The sequence below is a fragment of the Ectothiorhodospira mobilis genome, assembly GCF_016584115.1.
Taxonomy (GTDB): Bacteria; Pseudomonadota; Gammaproteobacteria; order Ectothiorhodospirales; family Ectothiorhodospiraceae; genus Ectothiorhodospira; species Ectothiorhodospira mobilis.
In genome coordinates, this window is record NZ_NRSK01000001.1 from 122,298 (window position 1) to 145,746 (window position 23,449).

At 68.5% G+C, this 23,449-nt stretch carries 20 protein-coding genes and 1 tRNA gene; 14 read left to right on the top strand and 7 right to left on the bottom strand.

Going from position 1 to position 23,449, the window contains the following annotated elements:
• Position 1: 1 nt before the first annotated feature.
• From mfd to CKO33_RS00625, 3 genes are all read right to left on the bottom strand, one after another.
• On the bottom strand, positions 2-3,490 hold the full coding sequence (gene mfd, locus CKO33_RS00615) for a transcription-repair coupling factor (protein WP_200178226.1): 3,489 nt from the start codon (positions 3,488-3,490) through the stop codon (positions 2-4).
• Positions 3,491-3,600: 110 nt separating this feature from the next.
• Positions 3,601-3,801: a YgaP family membrane protein gene (locus CKO33_RS00620; RefSeq protein WP_200178228.1), complete on the bottom strand. Its 201-nt coding sequence runs from the start codon at positions 3,799-3,801 to the stop codon at positions 3,601-3,603.
• Between the two features lie 122 nt (positions 3,802-3,923).
• Positions 3,924-4,805, bottom strand: coding sequence for a carbon-nitrogen hydrolase (locus CKO33_RS00625; protein ID WP_200178230.1), 882 nt, complete (start codon positions 4,803-4,805; stop codon positions 3,924-3,926).
• Positions 4,806-5,133: 328 nt separating this feature from the next.
• On the opposite strand from CKO33_RS00625, the gene CKO33_RS00630 reads away from it, so the two are divergent.
• Positions 5,134-5,991 (top strand): ZIP family metal transporter, encoded by an 858-nt coding sequence (locus tag CKO33_RS00630; protein WP_439099404.1) that lies wholly within the window; start codon positions 5,134-5,136, stop codon positions 5,989-5,991.
• A 64-nt stretch (positions 5,992-6,055) separates the two neighbouring features.
• On the opposite strand, the gene CKO33_RS00635 is transcribed toward CKO33_RS00630, so the two are convergent.
• Positions 6,056-6,142, bottom strand: a tRNA-Leu gene (locus CKO33_RS00635).
• Positions 6,143-6,392: 250 nt separating this feature from the next.
• On the opposite strand from CKO33_RS00635, the gene CKO33_RS00640 reads away from it, so the two are divergent.
• Entirely contained in the window at positions 6,393-7,439 is a 1,047-nt protein-coding gene (locus tag CKO33_RS00640; protein ID WP_200178233.1) for an LbtU family siderophore porin, read from the top strand.
• 90 nt (positions 7,440-7,529) lie between these two features.
• On the opposite strand, the gene CKO33_RS00645 is transcribed toward CKO33_RS00640, so the two are convergent.
• Together CKO33_RS00645 and CKO33_RS00650 are read right to left on the bottom strand one after the other, a co-directional pair.
• Entirely contained in the window at positions 7,530-7,868 is a 339-nt protein-coding gene (locus CKO33_RS00645) for a hypothetical protein (RefSeq protein ID WP_242472391.1), read from the bottom strand.
• 12 nt (positions 7,869-7,880) lie between these two features.
• The gene (locus CKO33_RS00650; protein ID WP_200178235.1) at positions 7,881-8,285 is read right to left on the bottom strand and encodes a NifB/NifX family molybdenum-iron cluster-binding protein; all 405 of its coding nucleotides are present in this window, start codon (positions 8,283-8,285) and stop codon (positions 7,881-7,883) included.
• Between the two features lie 77 nt (positions 8,286-8,362).
• Between CKO33_RS00650 and CKO33_RS00655 the strand changes: the two genes are divergently transcribed.
• A complete protein-coding gene (locus CKO33_RS00655) occupies positions 8,363-8,743 on the top strand; it encodes a DUF134 domain-containing protein (protein WP_200178237.1) in 381 nt (126 codons plus the stop codon).
• A 6-nt stretch (positions 8,744-8,749) separates the two neighbouring features.
• Here CKO33_RS00655 and petA read toward each other — a convergent pair whose 3' ends face one another.
• Positions 8,750-9,352, bottom strand: coding sequence for a ubiquinol-cytochrome c reductase iron-sulfur subunit (petA, locus tag CKO33_RS00660; RefSeq protein ID WP_200178239.1), 603 nt, complete (start codon positions 9,350-9,352; stop codon positions 8,750-8,752).
• A 347-nt stretch (positions 9,353-9,699) separates the two neighbouring features.
• On the opposite strand from petA, the gene CKO33_RS00665 reads away from it, so the two are divergent.
• From CKO33_RS00665 to fliJ, 11 genes are all read left to right on the top strand, one after another.
• A complete protein-coding gene (locus CKO33_RS00665) occupies positions 9,700-11,130 on the top strand; it encodes a DnaJ domain-containing protein (protein WP_200178241.1) in 1,431 nt (476 codons plus the stop codon).
• A gap of 152 nt (positions 11,131-11,282) precedes the next feature.
• Positions 11,283-14,057: an ATP-binding protein gene (locus tag CKO33_RS13780; protein ID WP_200178243.1), complete on the top strand. Its 2,775-nt coding sequence runs from the start codon at positions 11,283-11,285 to the stop codon at positions 14,055-14,057.
• A 135-nt stretch (positions 14,058-14,192) separates the two neighbouring features.
• Positions 14,193-14,744 carry a PilZ domain-containing protein gene (locus CKO33_RS00675; protein ID WP_200178245.1) on the top strand — a complete coding sequence of 184 codons (552 nt, stop codon included), beginning with the start codon at positions 14,193-14,195 and terminating at the stop codon, positions 14,742-14,744.
• Between the two features lie 42 nt (positions 14,745-14,786).
• Entirely contained in the window at positions 14,787-16,256 is a 1,470-nt protein-coding gene (locus CKO33_RS00680; protein ID WP_274600708.1) for a sigma-54 dependent transcriptional regulator, read from the top strand.
• A gap of 158 nt (positions 16,257-16,414) precedes the next feature.
• A complete protein-coding gene (locus CKO33_RS00685; RefSeq protein ID WP_200178247.1) occupies positions 16,415-17,431 on the top strand; it encodes a sigma-54 interaction domain-containing protein in 1,017 nt (338 codons plus the stop codon).
• Between the two features lie 78 nt (positions 17,432-17,509).
• Complete coding sequence (gene fliE / locus CKO33_RS00690; protein WP_090484057.1) at positions 17,510-17,833, top strand: flagellar hook-basal body complex protein FliE; 324 nt, start codon at positions 17,510-17,512, stop codon at positions 17,831-17,833.
• A 20-nt stretch (positions 17,834-17,853) separates the two neighbouring features.
• The gene (gene fliF, locus CKO33_RS00695; RefSeq protein WP_200178249.1) at positions 17,854-19,512 is read left to right on the top strand and encodes a flagellar basal-body MS-ring/collar protein FliF; all 1,659 of its coding nucleotides are present in this window, start codon (positions 17,854-17,856) and stop codon (positions 19,510-19,512) included.
• Positions 19,502-20,509 carry a flagellar motor switch protein FliG gene (gene fliG, locus CKO33_RS00700; RefSeq protein ID WP_200178251.1) on the top strand — a complete coding sequence of 336 codons (1,008 nt, stop codon included), beginning with the start codon at positions 19,502-19,504 and terminating at the stop codon, positions 20,507-20,509. The genes fliF and fliG overlap by 11 nt, the downstream gene beginning before the upstream one ends.
• 15 nt (positions 20,510-20,524) lie before the next feature.
• Complete coding sequence (fliH, locus tag CKO33_RS00705) at positions 20,525-21,499, top strand: flagellar assembly protein FliH (RefSeq protein ID WP_242472392.1); 975 nt, start codon at positions 20,525-20,527, stop codon at positions 21,497-21,499.
• A complete protein-coding gene (gene fliI, locus CKO33_RS00710) occupies positions 21,492-22,949 on the top strand; it encodes a flagellar protein export ATPase FliI (RefSeq protein ID WP_200178252.1) in 1,458 nt (485 codons plus the stop codon). The genes fliH and fliI overlap by 8 nt, the downstream gene beginning before the upstream one ends.
• A complete protein-coding gene (fliJ, locus tag CKO33_RS00715) occupies positions 22,946-23,386 on the top strand; it encodes a flagellar export protein FliJ (RefSeq protein ID WP_242472393.1) in 441 nt (146 codons plus the stop codon). The genes fliI and fliJ overlap by 4 nt, the downstream gene beginning before the upstream one ends.
• Positions 23,387-23,449: the final 63 nt, after the last annotated feature.

The window sequence follows — 23,449 nt, forward strand, 5'->3', positions numbered from 1 at the left end:
CTCAGGCCGCCCGGGTCTCTTCCCGCAGGGACAGCCGATCCAGCAGGCGCAGCACGGCCTGGACCCGCTGATCCAGGCTCTGGGTGTCCTCCTCGAAACGCAGCCGGTCCTGTCCCTCCAGGCGGTAGCGCTGGGGATCCGACTGCACCAGTTCGATGATGCTGGCCGGATCCACCGGCGGTTCGGGGAGGAACTGCAGCCGCCCGCCCCGGGGGCCCATCTCCAGCTTGCGCACCCCATAGGGCTGCAGGCGCAGTTTCAGCCGCGTGGCCTCCACCAGGTGCTTCGCCGGTTCCGGCAGCAGGCCGAAACGGTCCACCATCTCCACCTCCATCTCCCGCACCTGATCCTGGTCCTTGCAGGCGGAGAGGCGCTTGTAGAGGATCAGGCGGTTGTGGATGTCCGGCACGTAGTCATCCGGGAGCAGGGCGGGCAGACCCAGCTCCACCTCGGTGGTCTCGCCGCCGGCGGGCTCCAGTTCCGGCATGCGGCCCTCCCGCAGGGCGCGGACGGCCCGGTCCAGCAGTTCGTTGTAGAGGGAGAAGCCCACCTCCTGGATCTGGCCGCTCTGTTCATCCCCCAGCAGTTCCCCGGCGCCACGGATCTCCAGGTCGTGACTGGCCAGGGTGAAGCCGGCCCCCAGATCCTCCAGGGAGGCGATGGCCTCCAGGCGCTTGCTGGCGTCCTTGGTCAGGGCGGAGGGGTGGGGGGTGATGAGATAGGCATAGGCCCGGTGATGGCTGCGCCCCACGCGGCCGCGCAGCTGATGCAGCTGGGACAGTCCCATGCGGTCGGCCCGGTCGATGAGGATGGTGTTGGCCGTGGGCACGTCGATGCCGGTCTCGATGATGGTGGTGCACACCAGGATGTGGTAGCGCCGGTGATAGAAGTCCAGCATCACCTGTTCCAGCTCCCGCTCCCGCATCTGGCCGTGGGCAATGCCGATGCGGGCCGAGGGCACCAGCCGGGCGAGATGCTCCGTGGTCTTTTCGATGTCCTGCACCTCGTTGTGCAGGAAGTAGACCTGCCCACCGCGGCGCATCTCCCGCAGGCAGGCCTCCTGGATCAGGGTATCGTTCCACTGCCCGACGAAGGTCTTGATGGTGAGCCGCTCCTCCGGGGGGGTGGCGATGATGGAGAGGTCGCGCAGGCCTGCCAGGGCCATGTTCAGGGTACGCGGGATGGGGGTGGCGGTGAGGGTGAGCATGTCCACCTCGGCGCGCAGGGCCTTGAGCCGCTCCTTGTGACGGACCCCGAAGCGCTGTTCCTCGTCCACGATCACCAGCCCCAGGTTCTTGAAGCGGACGTTCCCCTGCAGCAGCTTGTGGGTGCCGATGACGATGTCCACGCGTCCCCCTTCCAGGCTGCGGAGCACCTCCTGCTGCTGCTTGCCGGAACCGAAGCGGGAGAGGGATTCGATGCGGATGGGCCAGTCCGCGAAGCGGTCCCGGAAGTTCTGGTCGTGCTGCTGGGCCAGCAGGGTGGTGGGCACCAGCACCGCCACCTGGCGCCCGTTCTGCACCGCCACGAAGGCGGCGCGCATGGCCACCTCCGTCTTGCCAAAGCCCACGTCCCCGCAGACCACCCGGTCCATGGGGCGTTCCGAGGCCATGTCCGCCAGCACCGCATCGATGGCACTCTGCTGGTCCGGGGTCTCCTCGAAGGGGAAGGTGGCGGCGAAGGCGGCGTATTCCTCGTCCTGGGTGCGGTAGCTGTGGCCCTTGCGGGCGGCCCGGCGGGCGTGGATGTCCAGCAGTTCCGCCGCCACGTCCCGGGCCTTCTCCGCCGCCTTGCGCCGGGCCCGGGACCAGGCCTCCGAGCCCAGACGGTGCAGCGGGGCGTTTTCCGGGTCGGCACCGGTGTAGCGGCTCACCAGGTGCAGCGAGGCCACCGGGACGTAGAGTTTGTCGCCGCCGGCGTACTCCAGGGTGAGGAACTCCGTGTCCTGTCCGCCCACGTCGATCTTCTGCAGCCCCAGATAACGGCCCACGCCGTGCTCCTCGTGCACCACCGGGGCCCCGGGGTGCAGGTCGGTGAGGTTGCGCACCACGGCATCGGCGTCCCGCGTGGGCTTACGCCGGCGCCGCTCCTGCCGGGCGCGTTCGCCGAAGAGGTTGGATTCGGTGAGCACCGCAAGGCCCGCGCCGGGCAGGCACAGTCCCTCCTGCAGCGGTCCGGTGAGCAGTACGGGGGAGGCGTCGGTGGCCAGGGCTTCGGACCAGTCGGCCACGGGGGTGGGCACGATCCCGGCATTTCGCAGGGTATCCAGCAGCACCTCACGCCGGCCGGCGGATTCGGCCAGGAGGATGACCCGCCCGTGAAACCGCGTCAGGAAGTCCTCGAGGGCGGCGGCCGGCCGGGACTGGCGCGGCTGGATGCGCAGGTCCTCCAGGGGGCGGGCATCCATCTCCCGGTCTGACGGGCCGCGGGGTGGTGCAAGGGTCTCCGGGGAGAGATCCACCCGGGGATAGGTCTCCAGGCGGGCTAGCAGTTCCTCCTCCTCCAGGAAGAGGGATTGCGGGGGCAGCAGGGGGCGTTCCCGGTCGTGGCGCCGCTGCTCATAGCGCTGGGCCACCTGCTCGCTGAAGGTGCGGGCCGGGGTGTCCACGTCCCCCAGGCGCAGCACCAGGGTGTGGGCCGGCAGGTGGTCGAACAGGGTCTCCAGGCCCTCGAAGAACAGCGGCAGGTAGTATTCCACCCCTGCCGGGGCGTGGCCCTGGCTCACCTCCCGGTAGATGACGCTGGCCTGGGGGTCGCCCTCGATGAGGGTGCGGTAGCGGCGGCGGAAGGTCTTGATGCCGGCCTCGTTCAGGGGGAATTCATGGGCCGGCAGCAGACGCACCCGGTCGATGGTCTCCCGGGACCGCTGGGTCTCCGGATCGAAGGTGCGCAGGGTCTCGATCTCGTCGTCCATCAGGTCGATGCGGTAGGGCGCCTCGCTGCCCATGGGGAACACGTCCACCAGGGCCCCGCGCACGGCGTATTCCCCGTGCTCCATCACCTGGCTCACGTGGCGGTACCCCGCCTGCTCAAACCCCCGGATCAGGGCCTCCCGGTCGATGCGCTGGCCCCGGCTCAGGTCGAGGCATTCGGATTGCAGCCAGGCACGGGGGGGCAGGCGCTGCAGGAGGGTGTTCACCGGGATGATCAGGGCGCCACGGCGCAGCCCGGGGAGTCGGGCCAGGGTCTGCAGGCGCCGGGAGACGATATCCTCGTGGGGGGAGAAGACGTCGTAGGGCAGGGTCTCCCAGTCCGGCAGGGAGAGCACCGGTAGGTCTTCCCCGGCGAGGAAGAAGTGCAGGTTGGCCTCCAGGCGTTCCGCCGTCTGCACGTCGGGGGTGACCAGGAGGGTGAATCCGTCGTGACGCCTCAGGGCGGCACTGGCCGCCAGGTCCAGGGCGGAACCGGCAAGATTCCCCCAATGGGCGGTCTCTCCCCTGGCTGGCAGCGGGAGGTCGGCAAAGGGGAGCGTCGGATGGTTTGCAGACATGCGTTCGGTCGGGCCGTGTGGGATCGTGCGGGCCGCCGATTATACCGTGATGCAGGAAGGGGGTGGGGCCCGGGCGGCCCGGAAGACCGGCCGGGCCCCGGCTGGCGCGGTTACGCCTCTTCGTCGGAGTTGGTGCGGATGTTCAGCAGGGTGTAGGCCGGGCACCAGCTCATCAGGGCGGTGGCCAGCGGGATCAGGCCGAGCCAGCCCCAGGGGGTCTGCGGACCGACGAAGACCAAGGCGATCAGCACCAGGCCGACGACGAGACGGATCAGGCGGTCATTGGTTCCCATGTTCTTTTCCGCATTCATGTGACGTACTCCTTCTGCTGTGGTGGTCACTCGTAACCTATCCTATAGGCATGTCAACGCCGTGTCCGTAGCGTAGATCAATCATTGCTGAGTTTGATGTCCGGTCTTTCCCCATCCGGTCCTTACGCGGGATCCCGGAAGCGGCGCAGAAGTTCCCCGTAGGCATCGATGCGCCGGTCCCGCAGGAAGGGCCAGATGCGCCGCACCGCCTCGCTGTGGCGCAGGTCCACGTCCACCATCAGCACCGCCTCCTCATCTTCGGGGGCCCGGGCCAGGAATTCCCCCTGGGGGCCGCAGACGAAACTGCTGCCCCAGAAGCGGCTGCCGGCGGTGACCCCGGAGGGGTCCGGCTCGAATCCCACCCGGTTGCAGGCCGCCAGGGGCAGACCGTTGGCCACGGCGTGACCGCGCTGCACCGTGATCCAGGCCTCCCGCTGGCGGGCCTGTTCATCCGGTTCGTCCTGCGGGTTCCAGCCGATGGCCGTGGGATAGATCAGGATCTCGGCCCCCGCCAGGGCCATGAGACGTGCCGCCTCGGGGAACCACTGGTCCCAGCACACCAGCACCCCCAGGCGACCCACCCGGGTGTCCACGGGATCAAAGCCCAGGTCCCCGGGGGTGAAGTAGAACTTCTCGTAATAGCCGGGATCATCCGGGATATGCATCTTGCGGTAGCGCCCGGCCAGACGCCCGTCGGCATCCAGCACCACGGCGGTGTTGTGGTACAGACCCGCCGCGCGGCGCTCGAACAGGGAGGCCACGATCACCATCCCCAACTCCGCCGCCAGGGCCCCCAGGGCCTCGGTGGTGGGGCCGGGGATGGGCTCGGCCCGGTCGAACAGGGCGGTGTCCTCGGTCTGGCAGAAGTAGGGGCCGGTGTGCAGTTCCTGCAGGATGCCCAGTTGCGCCCCCTGGCGGGCGGCGGTGCGCAGGGCCTCCATGTTCCGCGCCAGGTTCTCGCGGGCGTCGGCGACGCAGGTCTGCTGGATGAGGGCGATGCGCATGGGCGGATCCTGTGGAGTGGTTCGCGGGCTGGATTCTAGCACCCGTACACCGGCGCACTCACGGCCTGTACCCCAATGCATGTTTTTCCGCGGGCGGGATCCATCCCTGGGCCGGGCAGATGAAGGTGCTGCGGATGGGGCGGCGGCCCGGACATGGCTCCCGGTGTGTCCCGGGCCGGTGCATGGATTTGCGGATTGCGTTCCCCCGTTTCTGCCGGCTCCGGTATGCGCTAGGGTGCGCGACAGTCCATAAATCGGGGGATGGGCAATGAAGGTTGCACAGGGGCGGGACCAGGGGGAGGCCGGGGAGCCGTTCTCCAGAAAGCCGATGATCGTGGCCTTGGCGGTCCTGGTACTGGTGATCGCCGGCGTGGCCGCCTCCTGGCCCTGGATCGAGGCCCGGGTGGCTGGCATGGGGACCATCCAGATCGGTCTGCTGGCCAGCTTCGTGGCCAGCCTGTTCACCCTGGTGGGGGCCTTGCCGGTGCTCTTCATCCGCCGTATTCCCCGTCCGGTGGAGGATGCCATGATGGGTTTCGGGGCGGGGGTGATGCTGGCGGCGGCGGCCCTGGAACTGGCCCTGCCGGCCCTGGAGGGGGCGGAGGCCCAGTACGGTCCCACCTTTCTGGCCGTGGTGGTGCTGGCCGCGGGTGTGGGTCTGGGGGGCGGGTTTCTGCTCTTTTTGCATCACCGCGTGCCCCACGAGCACTTCATCCTCGGGCCCCAGAGCGGGGCGGATCCCGACAAGGTGCGCCGCGTGTACCTGTTCGTGCTGGCCATCGCCCTGCATCACCTGCCGGAGGGTCTGGCCGTGGGGGTGGGGTTTGGCGGGGACCTCAGCGACGGCATGACCCTGGCCGTGGCCATCGGCCTGCAGAACATGCCGGAGGGCCTGGTGGTGGCCATCGCGCTCCTCTCCCTGGGCTACGGCAAGGCAACGGCCCTGGGGGTGACCCTGCTGACGGGGCTGGTGCAGCCCGTGGGCGGCCTGGTGGGGGCAACGGCCATCACCTTCATGACCTTTCTCCTGCCCTGGGGACTGGCCTTCGCCGCCGGGGCCATGCTGTTCGTGGTCAGCCACGAGATCATCCCCGAATCCCACCGCCAGGGCCATGAGACCCAGGCCACACTGGGGGTGCTGGTGGGGTTTGTGGCCTTCATGGCCATCGGTCACGTCCTTTCCTGATCGGCAGGCCCGTGGGCCGGATGCGGGGGGGATCCGCCCCGTCGTCTGGATCAGCGTGCATCATTGGTGCCCGGAGCCGGAGTCGAACCGGCACAGCCTTACGGCCGAGAGATTTTAAGTCTCTTGCGTCTACCTGTTCCGCCATCCGGGCTCAGTTTGATGGGCCTTGAGTATACCCCTCGGTAGGGGTGTGAAAAAGCGTGCCTGGTCGCCATCCTGTTGCGGGCCCGGTATGGAGCAGGGCTGTCCCGGACCCTGCGGTAACGGCGCGGCGGGTGTTTTTAAGGGCACAATCAGTAACGATTATCACTTGCAACTGAATCCCGGTTGTCTATACTGATCGCCGCATCGATTCGTCATCGAAAAGCCATATTTCCAACCAATCGCAAGGCGGAGACACCATGCAGAAGAAGATGCGTTCTACAAACCATGGGGCATGGGCCCGGCATCCCCTGGCCTGGGCGGTGGGCGGGGCGCTGGCCCTGGCGGGCGGCACCGCCCAGGCCCAGCAGGACTGGGCCTGGGACTGGGGCGGCACGGTGGAGCTGGAGGCCGGCTGGGCCGAGGATTACGCGGGGGATTCCGAGAGCGACCTGAACCTGGCCACCTTCGAACTGGCCCTGGAGGCCCGCCTGAATGAATGGGTATCCACCCGGGGCGTGCTGCTCTACGAGGACGAGGGCCCGGATTCGGAAGTGGAGGTGGACGAGGCCGTGATCTCCATGATGCTCCCCGGTGGCTCCGGGGCCTATGTGGATGCCGGCCGTCAGTATGTGCCCTTCGGCCGCTTCGATACCGGCCTGGTCTCCGATCCCCTGGCGCTGGAACTGGCCGAGACCCGGGAGACCGCCGCGGTGCTGGGCTGGTCCGGGGAACGGGCCTATGGCTCCGTCTGGGCCTTCGCCGGGGATACCCGGGACGAACTCTCCAACGGCGGGGCCAACGCCGGGGTCCTGCTGCCCCTGGGCGGCGGGGAACTGGACCTGGGGGTGGGCTACCTCACCAGCCTGGGGGATTCCGACAGTCTGCAGGAGGATCCCGCCATGGCGGAGGGCAGCCGCGTGGGCGCCTACAACGTCTACGCTACCGCCCACCTGGGTGATCTGACCCTGGCGGGGGAATACATCGCCGCCGATGAGGCCTTCGAGGCCCGCCAGCTGGCATTCGAAGGCCAGGGGGCCGAACCCGCCGCCTGGGGCCTGGAGGCGGGGTATACCCTCAAGGGCCTTGCCCGACCGGTGACCCTCTCCGCCGCCGTGCAGGGCAGTGACGAGGCCCTGGCCATGGGTCTGCCCGAGACCCGTTATCTCGCCGGCGTGTCCGTGGCACTGATGGACCGCCTGGGACTGGCCTTCGAGTATGCCCACGACAAGGACTACGACCGGGCCGATGGGGGCACCGGCGATTCCGGCGACAGCGCCGTGGTGCAGCTGGCGGCGGAATTCTGACGCCCTGGCCGGTGGCCCCTTCGTGGGGCCACCGGAGCCTTTTTCCGGAACGGCCCGCGCCGAAGTCTCCCTCCCGCTGCATCCTCCCCTTCAGTTGTCCAAAACCCGGACCTGCTCCGGCCGCAGGCGTCGTCCCTGTTCAGCATCGTGGGTGAACTGTCCGGTGATGCGCACCCGCTGTCCCAGATGGTTTGCCACCGCGTCTTTGGGGACCACCGCCACACGGCGAAGCTGCGCATCCTCGATCCAGTAGTGCAGGGGGTCCTCGAAACGCCGCACCACCCCCTCGGTGGTCACCGTCTCGCCGTGGAAACTCGAGGGCTGGGCGTGCAGGGCCATGAGGGGCACCGGCTGCGGCGTGGTGTTGCCACTGCAGCCGGCCAGGAGGAGGGCCGCCGCCAGGAGCCATGCCATGCGGGGATGTGCCATACCACTCCCCCCTCAGCCGTGGTGACCATGGGTATGTCCGTGCCCATGTCCATGACCATGGCCATGATCATGGGGAGCCGGTTCGGGGAGGGGGCGCCCCGCAAACAGGGCACGGGCGGCGGCCACGGGATCCGTCTCCCCGGTCAGGTGCACCCGGATGCCCATGGCATCCAGACGCTGCCGCAGCTTGTGGCCGGCACTCTGGGTCACCAGGGCGTTGACACCGGATTGAAACAGGGGATGATGGTCCGTGCCCTGGCCGAGGGTCGCATGCAGCGATTGGTCCCTGGGCAGGTCCAGCCGATCCCGCTCCACGGGTTCGCCGTCGGGTCCTGCCTCATAGATCAGGAAACGGCGGGTCATGCCGGCGTGGCCGGTAATGGTGCGGAAGTTCTGACTGGTCACCGCGATGCGCATGGAAAATCCTCTCGGGGGGTGAATCTTGTTCGGTCATATGTTCATAATTTTCCCGGACTGAATCAACAGGGGCGAGTATGCCAAGACCCAGAGGCCCGAGAAGGATCGTCTGTCATCCCCATTGCACCTATTTCAAGCCCGCCGGCGTGCCCCTGCGGGACCTGGAGGAATCGGTGCTGCAGATGGAGGAGGTGGAAGCCATCCGCTTGGCGGATCTGGAGGGAAAGTACCACGAGGATGCGGCCCGATCCATGGGCGTTTCCCGCTCCACCTTCTCGCGCACCCTGGTGTCGGCCCGACGCAAGATGGCCGTAGCCATCCTCCAGGGGCGGGCCATCCGCATCGAGACCGGCACGGCCGATCATGTGGCCGAGGCGGCCCTGGAGGCGGCGGCCCTGGAGGGGATGCTCTGTCCCCATTGCGCCCGTCCCCTCAAGGGGATCCTGGAGGATGCCTGAGGGGCCTCAGACGGCGATGCCGTCCTCGTCCTCGCCGATCACCAGGCGGTGCTCGTCCAGGTACATATGGCGCGGCACCACCAGGTTGGTGGGGGCGGGCTGGTTGCGCCACACCCGTCCGGCCAGGTCGAAACGGGAGCCGTGGCAGGTGCAGAAATAACCCCCGTACCAGTGAGGACCCAGATCCTCGGGTTTGACCTCGGGCCGGTAGATGGGGGTGCAGCCCAGGTGGGTGCACACCCCCACCAGCACGGAGATCTCCGGTTTGCGGGAGCGGTGGGGATTGCGGGCGTATTCGGGCTGTTGCGTGGTCACCTCCGAGTCCGGGTCCGCCAGCCGCGGGCGGTTCTTCTCCAGCAGATCCAGCATGGGTTGGGTGCGGTGGGTGATCCAGATGGGTTTGCCGCGCCACTCCACGGTGATCATCTGGCCGGGTTCGATGCCGCTGATGTCCACCTCCACCGGGGCGCCGGCATGGCGTGCCCGGGCGCTGGGGGACCAGGAGGCCAGGTACGGGTAGGCCAGGGCCGCGACACCGGCCCCGCCCACCAGTCCGGTGGCGGCGGTGAGAAACCGCCTGCGGGTCAGCTGGGGTTGCTGCTCTGTCATGGTCGTCACCTCCGGGGCCCTGGGGGGGCCTCTGTCGATGGGTTTCCACAACCAAAACGGTTCCCCACGCCGTCCCCCGCGAAGGGGGCTGGGCGGGGGTTGATCCAGAAGATGTTGATCCGCCGGATCCAATAGGGTCGTTTCATTGCCTTTCAAGGCCAGAAATCGGGGTGCACGGTGAAACGTCCACGTGCTTATTTTGGGTATATGTTCATTTTGATTGCAAGCATCCGGGATCGTGCCCTGGGACGGGGAATCCGGCACCGGTCCCGTGGTTTTGGCCGCGGACGCGTTACCATAGGGGATTGGTGGAAAAGGAACGGTTCATCCAAGGCACCCGGGGTACCATGAAGCGCTTGAGAACCCATTACGACAATCTCCAGGTGAGCGAGAACGCCAGCCAGGAGGTCATCCGGGGGGCATACAAGTTCCTCTCCCAGAAATGGCATCCGGACAAGAACCCCGATCAGAGGGCCCGGGCGGAACGCATCACCCGCATCCTCAACGATGCCTATGCCGTCCTTTCCGATCCGGAGCGGCGCCGGGAGCACGACCGCTGGATCGCCGACCAGCGCCGGGCCCTGGCCTTCGACGTGACCCTGGCGGCCCCGCCCGGTGGGAGCGAGGCACGGACCTTCTCCTATGGCTGCACCGAGGGCCTGCAGCCGGTCCTGGTGGGGCGCGGGCGGCGTTTTATCAGCCTGCAGGACGGCACTGTGCTGGATACCCGCACGGCCCTGCACTGGATGACCCATTCCGTGGGGGAGGCTTGGCAGGACGGCCGTTTCAGCGGCCATCCCGAGTTCTACGATGCCGGGCGCGCCCAGGATGCGGCGCGGCGCTTCAACGAACGCTATGGCTGTGGCCGGGAGACCCCCTGGCGCCTGCCCAGCAAGCGCGAACTGCGTTCGCTCTTTCAACGTTCCATGGTCCCGTTCAAGCGCATCCTGGACGAATCGGTCTTCTCCCCGGACTACCACGCCCCTTACTGGACCCGCACCGATAACCTCTGGCTGCAGGAGGACCGTCCCCGTCTGGTCTCCCTCCACGGCGATCCACCGCCGGGCAATGACCGCCCCCTGGGCCGGGTGCGGCTGGTGCGGGGGCCGGATCCGGTGATGCTGGCCGAAGCCATGCACCAGGTGGCCCAGGGTCTGCTCAGGGAGAAGGAGCAGGAGGCGGCCCTGGAGGTCCTCAATGAAGGGCTGGCCCACGCCCGGGAGACCCGCGGCATGGAGGACCGCAATGTGGTGCTGTGGATCCGCGACCTGGCCCGGGCCCACTTTCAGGGCAACGACTACGACCGCGCGGAGTGGTGGCTCAAGGAGATGGTGCAGGAGGCCCGCAAGCGGTTCGGCAAGGCGCACATGGAGGTGTTCAACAGCCTCATGGATCTGGGCTATTTCTACAAGACGACGCAGAACTACCTGCTGGCCCGGGATACTTTCATGGAGGGTTATGAGCTGCTGCGCGGGCTGGAGGGGGATGAGGGCGATGAGGGTCTCCTGCTGGCCCTCCTGCACGACCTGGTGGTGCTGCTGCTCATGCACCGCCAGTATGGTCAGGCGGAGGAGATCATCCGCACCCATCTCAAGGACCTGGTGGCGGACGGGGAGGGGGCCTGGCCCGCCCGGGCGGGGATGCTGGTGCTGGTGCTGGGGCTGCTGCGGGAACGCAACGGGCAGACCGGCGGCAGCCGCGACCTGTTCACCACCTTCCTCAATGCCCTGCCGCCACCGGTGGCCGGGGCGGAGGATTTCCGGCGCCCCGGGCTGTAAGGTCCCGCCGGCGGCGGCTGGCCTCGGTTGTCTCCCCCCTAGTATGATCGGGCCATGCTGCAGTCTTTGTCTTCCCAGAAGCCGAATCCGGCCCCTCCGGCGCCCCGCCGGCCGGCATCGGTGGATTCCGTCCCGGCGGGGGCCGGGTGGTGATGGCCCGGGCCGAGATCGAACCGGCCGTGCACAAGGGGCACGAGGCCTGGCGCACCATCTGGGAGCAGCTGGACGCGGCGGAGCGCAGCCGTGCGGTGATCGCCTTCCTGGAACGCCTGCGGGACCCGGCGGCCCGGCTGGAGCGGGTCTGTGACGCCACCCTCAAGACCCTGGCCCGGCGCAAGCGATTCCGTGTCGAGACCCTCAAACGCATGGGCAACCCCCAGCTGGCGGAGGTGCTGCTGCCCCATGTCCCCGCCGTCCTGGGGGCGCGGGAGTGGACCCTGCTGTTCCTTGGCTACTTCGCGGACTACAAGACCGCCATCATGTGCCGGTTCCTGGATCTGTGCGGCGTGGAGCACGACGAGCGTGGCTTTGTCGTGGGGGGCGACGAGCGTATCCGTCCACCCCGGGACATGGAGGCGGTCACCGCCACCCTGGTGGAGTCCTTCGGGGTACGGGAGGTGGCTTTGTACTTCGGGGTCCTGCGGCTCATGGACCCGGATCTCTGGCATTTCCTGGAGCCGGTCCTGCCGGGGCTGTGGCGGGACCTGGAGGCGCAGGGGAAGACTCAGGGGGCCGGACCCGCCTCTGCCCCTTCCCCTGCCCGGGAAGGCGGGGGCGCCCTGGACGTGTCCGAGGACTTCACCCAGCTGGACCGGGTGATCATTGAGCAGATCCTGGCCACCCTGTCCCGCCAGGACCGGGCCCTGACCCCGGACGAACTGGTGGACCTGGTGGAGTCGGTGCATGCCCTGGATACCGGGCGCCAGCGCACCTATTTCCATCTGGGCTTTCTCGATGCCCTGCTGCCGGGGCGTGCGGCGGAGATGAACCGGCCGGAGATGAACGATGGTCGCCGCCACTGGTACCTCTCGGGGCTGCTGGCGGGCTATGTGCGCCAGCGCGACCACGAGGCGGTGAAGACCTGCCTGCGCCGCCACGCCGACGCCCTGCGCGCCGCCTCCGCCATCCCCGGCGGGGCCGGGGCCAGTCTGGTGAACGAGGTCTATCCCTATCTCCTGGAGATGGGGTTCACCCAGGAGGCCATCCGCCTGCTGCGGGGCCAGCGGCGGCACCTGACGGCCCGCACCGTGCGCCGGGTGCTGGAATCGGCCGCGCGCGCCCTGCATGCCGGCGATGCGGAGCTGGCCAATGTCCTCCTGGTGGAACTCAAGGAGGGGATGCCCCATGCCGCCCTGGATGCGGATGAACAACGGGAACTCCATCCCCTGCTGCAACGCCGCCTGGGGCAGGCCCTTCAGGCCCGGGGGAATTTTGCCGGGGCCCGGGCCCTCTTCGAGGGGCTGCTGGAGTCGGGGGACGGCGGGGATCCGGGGCTGCTGGCGGACATGGGGCTGGTGCTGGGGGGGTTCCGCGGCCTGGAGGAGCTGGAGTTGCCCCAGGATGCCGAGCAGGGGCGCAACCTCCTGGCCCAGTTGCGCAATGGCCGGCCCTATTTCTCGCAGGCCCTGGAGCGCTTCGGCCGCGCCGGGGTGGCGGCCCATTACATCCTGGGTTTCATGGGCTATCTCGCCTGGGTGGAGTCCGACGGCCTGGATGCCGGCCGGGAGGAGGCCCTGGACCATATCAACGAGGCCCTGGTGGGCCTGATGAGCGATGCCGCCTCCCTGGCGGCGGAACGCCACGCCCTGCTGGACCGTTGCCGTTTCATGCAGGCGGTGCTCCTCATGGCGCGGCTGGACCGGGGATCGGCCCGCGTCGCCATGGAGGCCTGGCGGGCCATCGCCGGGGAGATGCCCACCCTGGCGGGCCTGGGGGTGCAGCGGCTGATGGAATGTGCCGATCTGGTGGATCCCGCCCTGGCAGCAGAGATCGCCGAGGCGGTGTGGCGGCGTCACGGGGAATCGGCCCCCGGGATCGTGGAACGGCCGGAATGGATCGCCCGTTCGGCCTATCTCCTGGATGCGCTCCTGGCCCTGTGCCGGGAGAGCGGGCAACGGGACAAGGCGGGGCAGTGGCGTCTGTGGTCCTCCCTGGTCTCCGCGGCCCTGTCCGCCGGACGCGTGGAGACGGCCCAGGAGGGGCTGGATGCCCTGGAGGCCCTGGCTGCGGACAGCCGCTTCTGCCAACCCCTGCTGGCCTGGCTGGAGGCCCCGGAACGGGTGGACCCGGCCTGGTCGGAGACGGAGGTGCTGCGCGCCCGGGTCCGGCTTTATCGTCGTCTGGGCAAGGATGCGGAGGCCTTCGCCCAGTTGCGGGCCCTGTTCTTCGCCCTGCGCGACACCCGTCCGGTGGAGGCGGGTCAGATCCTGGACCTGTTCCGGGAGTACGGGGCCTCGCCGGAGCACTATGCCGATCTTTCCCTGCCCGCTGGGGAGGATGCCGAGACGGGGCAGGAGGCGGACCTGGACCGGAGGCTGCAGGAGGGGGCCGAGGTGACGGTGCTGTTCGTGGGGGGCAACGAGACCCAGGCGCGCCACGCCGAGGAGGTGATCCGGGCCGTGGGGGCGCAATGGCCCGGGGTGCAGGTGATCTTCCGCCTCACCGGGTGGTCCTCCAACTGGGGCCGGGAGGTGGATGCCCTGGCGCGCCAGGCGGCCGAGGCCGATGCCGTGGTGCTCATGACCATGATGCGCACCCTCCTGGGCCGGGCCCTGCGGGAGGCCCTGAATGACCCGCCGCGGCCCTGGGTGCCCTGTACCGGCACCGGTCGGGGGGCCCTGGTGGAGAGCATCCGGCGGGCCGCCCGGGTCGGCCTGCGCATGAACCTGCAGGCCGCTTCGGGGGCGGCGCCGCCGGCGCGGCGATAGGTGCCTTCCCCCCTTGCGGCGCAAGGGGCGGATCTGCATCCGGTATCCCGCAGCAGGGGGCTTTTGCCGGCCCTGGGGGTGCGTTCGTCGCGTTTTGGCTTGCAAGCCCTTGCGCTACCTGATCCAATGCGGCCCATGGGTGAAGACGATCCTTTTGACAGTGTCCTGTCCATCCACGACCGTCTGCCCCTGCGCTGGTCGGTGGCTGAGCCGCCCGGGGACGAGGGGATGGCCCGGATCAATGAGGCCAATGAGAGCCTGTTGCGGGTCTGTGCCAGTCTGGATGATACCGCGCCCCACACGGTGGAAGAGGCCGGAGAGCTCTCCCACGAGTTGCAGCGCATCGAGTCCAAGCTCAATGTCCTTGTGGAGATGGTGGGTTCGCTGCTGCACAGCCAGGTGCAGTTGCCGCCGGCCGTATCCATGTGCATCGCCTCGACGGGTCTGGCCTGGGAATGCCAGGAACAGGTGCCGCCGGGGACCGGGCTGCACCTGCACTGGTATCTGTGCCCCCATTTCCCCCGCCCCCTGGAACTCTTCGCCCGCAGTTGTGCGGCACCGGGGGAGGGCATCACGGCCCGATTCGAAGGGCTCAGCCCCCAGGTGGAGGACGGCATCCAGAAGATGGTCTTCCGACGCCACCGGCGCAGCATCGCCCAGTCCCGTGCCCGCAGGAGAACGGACTGAAGGCGGGTCCGCCGTTTGAGCTTCACACACCGGATCACATCCATGGCAACTGAACAATCCAGTACCACGTCCACAGGGGAAGTCGATTGGCCGCGGGTGCCCTGCCGCGTCTTGGTGATGGCCGGCGACGCGGAGCGGGCCCGCCGCCTGCAGACCGTGCTGGAGTTTCTGGAATGCACCCCCGTGCTCCACGGCGATGGGGCTGTGCCGGCACAGGATGGGGGCTGGCTCATGGTCCTGGCCAGTGGTTGCCGGGGGCTGCCGGACCCCGGGGTGCTGCAGGAGCTGGCCGGGGACCAGGGTCCCGTCCCCCCGATGGCCCTGGTGGGGGCTGCGGAGGAGTTCGATCCCCTGCCTGAGGCGCTGCAGCCGCGGCTGCTGCGCCGCCTGGATTATCCCCCGCGCTTTCATCAGCTGGCCGATACCCTGCAGCAGGCCCGGCACCTGATGGTCAACGGCACGGATGCGGGCAGTGGTGCCAGCCGTCAGGCCCTGTCCCGATCCCTGGTGGGCAGCAATCGCCGCATGCGTCGCATCCGTGAGCTCATCGAGCAGGTGGCCGCCACCGAGGCCAATGTCCTTATCCTGGGGGAGACCGGCACCGGCAAGGAGGTGGTGGCGCGCAATGTGCACCGCTGTTCCTCCCGCCGGGACAAGCCCTTCGTGGCGGTGAACTGCGGGGCGATCCCGGGGGATCTGCTGGAGAGCGAACTCTTCGGACACGAGAAGGGGGCCTTCACCGGGGCCATCAGCAGCCGCGCCGGGCGCTTCGAGCTGGCCCAGGGGGGCACCCTGTTCCTGGATGAGATCGGCGACATGCCCCTGCCCATGCAGGTGAAGCTGTTGCGGGTCCTGCAGGAGCGTACCTTCGAACGGGTGGGGGGCACCAAGACCCTCACCACCGATGCCCGCATCATCGCCGCCACCCACCGCAACCTGGAGGACTCCATCGGCGAGGGGCGCTTTCGCGAGGATCTGTACTATCGCCTGAACGTCTTCCCCATCGAGGTGCCTTCGCTGCGCGAGCGTATCGAGGATCTGCCGCTGCTCATCGGCGAACTGATCCACCGCATGGAGGCGGAGGGACGGGGCAGTGTGCGTCTGTCCGAAGGGGCCCTGCGGGTGCTGGCGCGTCACGACTGGCCGGGCAATGTGCGTGAACTGGCCAACCTCGTGGAGCGCCTGGCCATCATGCATCCCGGGGAGACGGTGTCCCCGGCGGACCTTCCCGCCAAGTTCCAGAGCGGGATCGAAGCCGCGGAACTGGAGGATCTCTCCCGCGACGGGGGCGCCCCGGCCGGAGGATCTCCCCTGGGCGGGCTCCCCGAGGGTGGCGTGGATCTGAAGGAGTATATCGGCGAACTGGAGACCCGGCTCATCCGCGAGGCCCTGGAGCGGGCTGACGGGGTGGTGGCCCACGCCGCCAAGCTGCTGGGGATGCGTCGTACCACCCTGGTGGAGCGCATGCGCAAATTCGGCATCAGTCGCCCCGAGGATGCGACGGAAACCTGACGCCTGGCATTTCATCCCTCCCAGGCCCTTGATTCCAAAGGGCTTATTAATCTGGCATACAACCTGCTTCCATCCGGGTGACGCCCCTTCATCCGCCGGATCATCGGCGCAAGGCGTTCAAGCCGGGGCCCAACCGGACCACATTCGGAGCAGGTGCAATGACCCAATCGACCCTACTGACCACGGACCCGGAGGACGGGGCCACTGAACTGGTCGCCGAGGATCCCAGGAGCCGGGAGTTGCTGGAGCTGGCCGGCCGCGTGGCGGCCTCGGACGTGACCGTGATGCTCAATGGGGAATCGGGCGTCGGGAAGGAGATCTTCGCCCGCTTCATCCATGCCCGTTCCCATCGCGCTGACGGACCCTTCGTGGCGGTCAATTGCGCGGCCATCCCCGAGAACATGCTGGAGGCCATCCTGTTCGGCCACGAGCGGGGGGCCTTCACCGGCGCCACCGAGGCCCGTCCGGGCAAGTTCGAACTGGCCCAGGGCGGGACGCTGCTGCTGGACGAGATCTCGGAGATGGACCAGGCCCTGCAGGCCAAGCTCCTGCGGGTGCTGCAGGAGCGGGAGGTGGAACGTCTCGGCGGCCGCCGCCCCATGGCCATGGACGTGCGTGTCCTGGCCACCTCCAACCGCAATCTGCAGGCAGCGGTGGCCGATGGCCTGTTCCGCGAGGACCTGTTCTACCGCCTCAATGTCTTCCCCCTGCATATCCCGCCACTGCGGGAACGACCGGGGGACATCCTGCCCCTGGCGCGGCGCATGATCGAGCGTTACGGCCGGGGCATCCACCGGGTCCGCCTCAACCAGACGGCGGCGGCGCGGCTGGTGGATCACCCCTGGCCGGGCAATGTGCGGGAACTGGATAACGTCATCCAGCGCGCCATGATCCTGCATGAAGGCGACAGTATCGACGCTGTTGATGTCCGCTTTGAGACCGCTTCCGCATTGAATCACGACCGTGGGGAGGATCGCGGCGACCTGACGCCGTCCGCCCCGCGGCCCCAGCGTCTGGGGGATACCCTGCGCTCCCGTGAGGAGCAACTCATCCTTGATGCCCTGCGGGAGGAGGCGGGCAGCCGCAAGGAGGCCGCCGCCCGGCTGGGTATCAGTCCCCGCACCCTGCGCTACAAGCTGGCACGTCTGCGGGAGGCGGGCGTGAGCATCCCCTGAGCCCGCCGGGCACTTGCCGGCAGGGCGTTTGTAGAAATCCACGAGAGATAGGGGCATCCCGTTCAGGAGGATCAAGCCATGAGCAATACACAGATCGACCAGGTGCTGCAGCAGATGCGGGTACTGGCGGCCAGCGCCGGATTGGAACAGGGCGCGGGGCAGCAACAGGGTACGGCACAGCCCAGTTTCGCGGCCATGCTGCGCCAGTCCATGGATAAGGTGAACGAGTACCAGCAGACCAGCGGTGAACTCACCACCCGCTTTGAGAAAGGGGATCCGGATACGGATCTCGTGGATGTCATGGTGGCCAAGCAGAAGGCGAGTGTCGCTTTCGAGGCCACCATGCAGGTGCGCAACCGCCTGGTGTCCGCCTATCAGGACATCATGAACATGCAGGTCTGAGGACATATTGAGAAGCCGCCATGGCCACTTCACTGACCGCCACGCTGAACCAGCAGATGCAGGGGTTCACCCAGATGCCGAAGCAGAGCCAGATCGGCCTGATCGTCGGTATCGCCGCCGCCGTCGCACTGGTGGTGAGCCTGTTCATCTGGCTCACCCGACCGGAGTATTCCATCCTGTATCCCGACCTGGGGCAGCGCGAGGCCGGGGAGGTGATGCAGGCCCTGGAGGCCCGGGGTATCCCCCACAAGGTGGACCCGATCACGGGGGCCCTGACGGTGCCCGCGGAGCAGGTCCACGAGGCACGCCTGCAGCTGGCCACCGAGGGGCTGCCCAAGTCCTCGGGCTTTGGCTTTGAACTCATGCAGCAGGAACAGGGCATCGGCACCAGCCGGCTGGTGGAGACGGCCCGCTACCATCGCGCCCTGGAAGGGGAGCTGGCCCGTTCCATCGCCACCCTCTCCAGTGTGGAATCGGCGCGGGTGCACCTGGCCATGCCCAAGGAATCGGTCTTTGTGCGCGACCGCAGCAAGCCCAGCGCATCGGTGGTGCTGACCCTGCATCCCGGGCGCACCCTGTCCGAGCACCGGGTGTCGGGGATCGTGCATCTGGTGGCCTCCAGCGTTCCGGACATGGAGCCGGAGCAGGTCACCGTGGTGGATCAGCGGGGGAACCTGCTGACCCCGGACGATCCGGCCGGGGGGGGCATGGATCTCTCCACCCGCAACCTGGAGTTCCGGCGGCAGGTGGAGGCCGACTACCGGCAGCGCATCGAGGACCTGCTCACGCCCCTGGTGGGCAAGGATGGGGTGCGCGCCCAGGTCTCCACGGAGATGGATTTCTCCCGTATCGAGCGCACCATGGAGAACTACGACCCCGAGACCATCGCCCTGCGCAGCGAGCAGATCTCCGAGGAGGAGCGCCGTGGCGGGCCGCAGGACATGGGCATCCCCGGGGCCCTGACCAATCAGCCTCCGGACGGCGGTGAACTGGGTGCCGAGGAAGGCGCGGATGGGACCGGTCAGTTGCCCGGTTCCTCCAGCCGTCAGGCCACCCGAAACTATGAGGTGGACCGTACCGTCAGTCATGTCCAGGAGGCCCCCGGGGCCATCCGCCGGCTTTCCGTGGCCGTGGTGGTGGATTTCCAGGAGCGCGTGAACGAGGATGGGGAGACGGTGCGCGAACCCGTGCCCCCGGAGGAGCTGGACCGCATCGAGGGGCTGGTGCGTGAGGCCGTGGGCTTTACCCCCGCCCGGGGTGACACGGTGGAGGTGATCTCGGCCCCGTTCGTGGGTCTGCCCGAGCCCGAACCGGTGCCGGAACCGGCCCTCTGGGAGCAGCCCTGGTTCCAGGATCTGGCCCGCACCGGCCTGCTGGCCCTGGTGGGACTGCTGCTGATCCTCCTGGTGGTGCGTCCGCTGATGCGCAACCTGGCCGTCCAGGGTGGCGCCGGGGAAACGGCCGAGGGCCGCGCGGAAGGTGAAGGCGAAGGCGAGGAAGGCATGGGCGAGGATCAACTGAGCCTGACCCACGAGGGGGGCGAGGAGGCCATGGCCCTGCCCGGGAAGAAACCCGCCAGTTACGAGGCCAATCTCGAACGCGTGCGGGAACTGATCAAGGACGATCCCAAACTGGTGGCACAAGTGGTGAAGAACTGGGTGGCGGAAGATGGAGCCTAAAAGCAAACTGGCAGGTCCCGATCGCGCGGCGGTGTTGCTCATGAGCCTCGGAGAGGAGGCCGCCGCCGAGGTCCTCAAACACATGGGACCCAAGGAGGTGCAGCGGATCGGCACCTCCATGGCCTCCCTGAACAACGTCTCCAAGAGCGAGGTGGGGGAGGTCCTGGACGACTTCGTCACCACGGTGGAGGAGCAGACGGCCCTGGGCATGGGTTCGGACGACTACATCCGCAGCGTGCTCACCTCGGCCCTGGGCAAGGACAAGGCCGACGGGGTCATCGACCGCATCCTGCTGGGACGCAACTCCAAGGGTCTGGAATCCCTCAAGTGGATGGACCCGCGGGCCGTGGCGGAGGTGATCCGCCTGGAACACCCCCAGATCATCGCCATCGTCCTGTCCTATCTGGACCCGGACCATGCCGCGGCGGTGCTCTCCTTCCTGCCGGAGCGGGCGCAGCCGGACGTGCTCATGCGCATCGCCACCCTGGATGGGGTGCAGCCCTCCGCCCTGCAGGAACTGGACGAGATCCTGGAGCGCCAGTTCGCCGGCAACATGAACGTCAAGTCCTCCTCCGTGGGGGGCGTCAAGAGCGCCGCCAACATCCTCAACTTCGTCGATTCCTCCAAGGAAGGTCTCATTCTGGACAAGGTGCGGGAGGTGGACGAGCAGCTCAGCCAGAAGATCCAGGATCTCATGTTCGTCTTTGCCAACCTGGCCGAGATCGACGACCGCGGCATCCAGGCCCTGCTGCGGGAGGTCTCCACCGATTCCCTGGTGCTGGCCCTCAAGGGGGCCGACGACACGCTCAAGGAGAAGATCTTCAAGAACATGTCCAAGCGCGCCGGCGAGATGCTGCAGGACGACCTGGAGGCCAAGGGCCCCGTGCGCCTGAGCGAGGTGGAGGCGGCACAGAAGGAGATCCTGAGCATCGCCCGGCGCATGGCCGAGGAGGGCGAGATCGTCCTCGGCAACAAGGGCGCGGAACAGATGGTCTGACGAGGTCCGGTAGCCATGGCGATGATCGAACGGGTGATACCGCAGGAACGGGCCGGGGACTACCGGCGCTGGGACCTCCCCGATGTGGGGACCCCGCCGCTGCCCCCGGAGCCCGCGCCTGCGGCGGAGGAGCCGCAACAGGCCGCGGAAGAGGAGGTACAGGATCCCCAGGCCGGACCCACGCCGGAGGAGCTGGAACGCTTGTACGAGGCGGCCCGCCAGGAAGGCTTCGAACAGGGGCGCAGGGAGGGATATGAGGCGGGCCATGCCGAGGGCCGGGAGGCCGGCCACCGCGAAGGTGAGGCCCGGGGGCGCAGGTCCGGGGAACGCGCCATGCGGACGCATATCCAGGCCCTGGAGCAGTTGTTGCAGGGGCTGGCCACGCCCTATGCCGAACTGGACGAGACCATGGAGGAGGAACTGGTGCAACTGGCCATGGCCGTGGCACGGCACCTGGTGCGGCGGGAGCTGCGCACCGATCCCTCGGCCGTGGTGGCGGTGCTGCGCGAGGCCCTGGGGGCCCTGCCCAGTGCCGAGCGTAAGGTGCACCTCTACCTGCATCCCCAGGATGCACGGCTGGTGCGGGAGGCCCTGCAGGTGGAGGAACTGAACCGGCCCTGGTCGGTGGTGGAGGACCCCACCCTGAGCCGGGGCGGGGTGCGCGTGGAGACGGATACCTCGCGGGTGGATGCCACCCTGGAGACGCGGCTGAATGCCGTCATCGCCTCGGTCTGGGGTGGGGAGCGCCGTGGGGACCGGGAGCCGGACCCAACCCCGGAGGAGGTTGCCGGGGCCGATCCCTCAGCCCGGGAGGAAGGGGACGACGGCCCGCAGACCCGGGCCCCGTCCCCCCCCGCGCCGGATGCCGGTGCCGCTTCCGCTTCCGATGAGGCCGCCGAGGAAGGGGAGGACCTGTGGGCGGCGCTGCTGCAGGACGCGGACTCTGCCGTGGGGGAGGATGCATCTTCCGGGGAGGGTCGTCATGACTGAGCCCGCCCAGGTCCTGCCCGCCTCCCTGCGCCCCGGGGTGCGCCAGCGCGCCCTGGCCCAGCGCCTGAACCGCTACCGCCAGCGGGTGCAGCACACCCGCACGGTGGTGGCGGAGGGCCGTCTGGTGCGCATGGTGGGGCTCACCCTGGAGGCGGAGGGTTGTCAGGTCTCCGTGGGGGGGCGCTGCCGTGTGGTGAGTGCCGGCGGTCACGAGGTGGAGGCGGAGGTGGTGGGCTTCTCCGGGGAACGCACCTATCTCATGTCCGTGGGGGATGTGGGCGGACTCACCCCGGGTGCCCGTGTCATCCCCACCCGTCACGCCCGTGAGACCCAGGTGGGGGAGGCCCTGCTGGGACGTGTCCTGGACGGTTCCGGCCAGCCCCTGGACGGTGGTCCCGTGCCCCGTTGCGAGGACCGGGTGTCGCTGCATGGCCGACCGGTCAACCCCCTGGCGCGGGCCCCCATCCGCGAGCCCCTGGACGTGGGGGTGCGCGCCATCAACGGCCTGCTCACCGTGGGCCGGGGGCAGCGCATGGGCCTGTTTGCCGGCAGTGGCGTGGGCAAGAGCGTGCTGCTGGGCATGATGACCCGCTACACCACCGCCGATGTCATCGTGGTGGGGCTGATCGGGGAGCGCGGGCGCGAGGTGAATGAATTCGTGCAGAACAGCCTCGGCCCCGAAGGGCTCGCCCGGGCCGTGGTGGTGGCGGTGCCCGCGGACCACCCCCCGCTGATGCGCATGCACGGGGCTATGCTGGCCACCAGCATCGCCGAATACTTCCGCGACCGGGGCTGCAATGTGCTGCTGCTCATGGACTCCCTCACCCGCTTCGCCCAGGCGCAGCGGGAGATCTCCCTGGCCATCGGCGAACCCCCGGCCACCAAGGGCTACACCCCCTCGGTCTTCGCCCGCCTGCCACAGCTGGTGGAACGGGCCGGCAACGGGGACCATGGCCAGGGTTCTATCACCGCCTTCTATACGGTACTGGCGGAGGGGGACGATACCAACGACCCCATCGCCGACGCCGCCCGCGCCATCCTGGATGGCCATGTGGTGTTGTCGCGGCGCATCGCCGACATGGGCCGCTACCCGGCCATCGACGTGGAGGCCTCTGTGTCCCGCGTGATGAACGACATCGCCGCGCCGGACCACCTGCGCGCGGCACGGCGGTTCAAGCAGATCTATGCCCAGTATCAGCAGAACCGCGACCTGATCAGCGTCGGGGCCTACCAGAAGGGGGCCGATCCCCGCGTGGACGAGGCCGTGGCCCTGTATCCCCGCCTGGAGGGCTATCTGCAGCAGGACATGGGCGAGTCCGTGCGTCTCGAGGACAGCGTCCGCGCCCTGCAGGAACTGACCCCCGCCGGTGAGGCCGGGAGTCATGAGCTGCGCCGCAAATCCGGCGCAGCTGGTGTCCCCCTGCGGGCGGCAAAGGGTGAGTCGTCATGAATCGTTCCCGGCGCATGGAACCGGTGGTGCGGCTGGCGGATCATCGCCAGCAGGATGCGGCACGGCAACTGGGGGGTTGGCAGCGGACCCTGGAGGAACGCCTGCAACGCCTGCACGAATTGCGTGACTACCGGGACGAATACGCCCGCCGCTTCCAGGACCAGAGTGTCGGGCCCATGACGGCGGTCTCGGTGCGGGACTACCGGATCTTTCTGGAGCGGCTCAACGCCGCCATCGAGCAGCAGGACCGCCTGGTGGCGGCCGCCCGGGAGGAACTGGAGCGCAGCCGCGGCACCTGGGTCCGGGCCCGGGGGCGCACGGAGGTCCTCACCCGCCTGGTGGAGCGCTTCGAGCAGGAGGAGCGTCATGAACGGGAACGCCGCGAACAGGCGGAGCAGGACGACCGTCCCCGCCGGCGCGGTCCCATGGATCCCTGATGCGAGTTTGGCACGCTTATTGTATTTGTTTCCACAGGTTTTGTTGACACAGGGTTCGCCGGC

What these genes read in the sequence shown, in the direction of transcription:
- mfd (WP_200178226.1), bottom strand. Translation starts at nt 3,490, where the DNA reads ATGTCTGCAAACCATCCGACGCTCCCCTTTGCCGACCTCCCGCTGCCA.
- CKO33_RS00620 (WP_200178228.1), bottom strand. Translation starts at nt 3,801, where the DNA reads ATGAATGCGGAAAAGAACATGGGAACCAATGACCGCCTGATCCGTCTC.
- CKO33_RS00625 (WP_200178230.1), bottom strand. Translation starts at nt 4,805, where the DNA reads ATGCGCATCGCCCTCATCCAGCAGACCTGCGTCGCCGACGCCCGCGAG.
- CKO33_RS00630 (WP_439099404.1), top strand. Translation starts at nt 5,134, where the DNA reads ATGATCGTGGCCTTGGCGGTCCTGGTACTGGTGATCGCCGGCGTGGCC.
- CKO33_RS00640 (WP_200178233.1), top strand. Translation starts at nt 6,393, where the DNA reads ATGCAGAAGAAGATGCGTTCTACAAACCATGGGGCATGGGCCCGGCAT.
- CKO33_RS00645 (WP_242472391.1), bottom strand. Translation starts at nt 7,868, where the DNA reads ATGGCACATCCCCGCATGGCATGGCTCCTGGCGGCGGCCCTCCTCCTG.
- CKO33_RS00650 (WP_200178235.1), bottom strand. Translation starts at nt 8,285, where the DNA reads ATGCGCATCGCGGTGACCAGTCAGAACTTCCGCACCATTACCGGCCAC.
- CKO33_RS00655 (WP_200178237.1), top strand. Translation starts at nt 8,363, where the DNA reads ATGCCAAGACCCAGAGGCCCGAGAAGGATCGTCTGTCATCCCCATTGC.
- petA (WP_200178239.1), bottom strand. Translation starts at nt 9,352, where the DNA reads ATGACAGAGCAGCAACCCCAGCTGACCCGCAGGCGGTTTCTCACCGCC.
- CKO33_RS00665 (WP_200178241.1), top strand. Translation starts at nt 9,700, where the DNA reads ATGAAGCGCTTGAGAACCCATTACGACAATCTCCAGGTGAGCGAGAAC.
- CKO33_RS13780 (WP_200178243.1), top strand. Translation starts at nt 11,283, where the DNA reads ATGGCCCGGGCCGAGATCGAACCGGCCGTGCACAAGGGGCACGAGGCC.
- CKO33_RS00675 (WP_200178245.1), top strand. Translation starts at nt 14,193, where the DNA reads ATGGGTGAAGACGATCCTTTTGACAGTGTCCTGTCCATCCACGACCGT.
- CKO33_RS00680 (WP_274600708.1), top strand. Translation starts at nt 14,787, where the DNA reads ATGGCAACTGAACAATCCAGTACCACGTCCACAGGGGAAGTCGATTGG.
- CKO33_RS00685 (WP_200178247.1), top strand. Translation starts at nt 16,415, where the DNA reads ATGACCCAATCGACCCTACTGACCACGGACCCGGAGGACGGGGCCACT.
- fliE (WP_090484057.1), top strand. Translation starts at nt 17,510, where the DNA reads ATGAGCAATACACAGATCGACCAGGTGCTGCAGCAGATGCGGGTACTG.
- fliF (WP_200178249.1), top strand. Translation starts at nt 17,854, where the DNA reads ATGGCCACTTCACTGACCGCCACGCTGAACCAGCAGATGCAGGGGTTC.
- fliG (WP_200178251.1), top strand. Translation starts at nt 19,502, where the DNA reads ATGGAGCCTAAAAGCAAACTGGCAGGTCCCGATCGCGCGGCGGTGTTG.
- fliH (WP_242472392.1), top strand. Translation starts at nt 20,525, where the DNA reads ATGGCGATGATCGAACGGGTGATACCGCAGGAACGGGCCGGGGACTAC.
- fliI (WP_200178252.1), top strand. Translation starts at nt 21,492, where the DNA reads ATGACTGAGCCCGCCCAGGTCCTGCCCGCCTCCCTGCGCCCCGGGGTG.
- fliJ (WP_242472393.1), top strand. Translation starts at nt 22,946, where the DNA reads ATGAATCGTTCCCGGCGCATGGAACCGGTGGTGCGGCTGGCGGATCAT.